General features: G+C 50.4%; 2 protein-coding genes. Both read left to right on the top strand.

Features of this window, described 5'->3' with window-relative positions:
- Window positions 1-36 precede the first annotated feature (36 nt).
- Window positions 37-294 (top strand): phosphopantetheine-binding protein, encoded by a 258-nt coding sequence (locus CSV68_RS16615; protein WP_020884530.1) that lies wholly within the window; start codon window positions 37-39, stop codon window positions 292-294.
- Window positions 295-307: 13 nt separating this feature from the next.
- A partial coding sequence (locus CSV68_RS16620; RefSeq protein WP_233192957.1) for an acyl carrier protein occupies window positions 308-458 on the top strand: 151 nt, incomplete at its 3' end.

The following is a 458-nucleotide window of genomic DNA, read 5'->3' on the forward strand; positions in this document are numbered from 1 at the left end:
TAACATCAGGCCTTCAATCTTTGTCAGGAATTAATGATGCAAGCGCTTCATCTTGAAATTAAAAATCTCATCATCACCACGCTGAATCTGGACGAGCTCACCGCCGAGGATATCGATACCGATGCTGCGCTGTTTGGTGATGGACTGGGTCTCGACTCTATCGACGCCCTGGAACTTGGCCTGGCCGTGAAAAACCAGTATGGCGTGGTGCTGTCTGCCGAAAGCGAAGAGATGCGTCAGCACTTCTTTTCCGTCGCCACGCTGGCTTCTTTTATCAACGCTCAACGCGCCTGAGATGTGATCCGTTATGACTGAACAAGAAACCATTTATCAGGAAGTCTGCGAACTCCTGGCTACGCTGTTTGAACTCGACCCACAGGAAATCACGCCTGAGGCTCGCCTGTACGAAGATCTGGATCTGGACAGTATCGATGCAGTGGACATGATTGTTCACCTGC

The sequence above is a fragment of the Sporosarcina sp. P29 genome, assembly GCF_002743265.1.
Taxonomy (GTDB): Bacteria; Bacillota; Bacilli; order Bacillales_A; family Planococcaceae; genus Sporosarcina.

Coding starts and splice junctions, on each gene's coding strand:
- CSV68_RS16615 (WP_020884530.1), top strand. CDS start 37: ATGCAAGCGCTTCATCTTGAAATTAAAAATCTCATCATCACCACGCTG.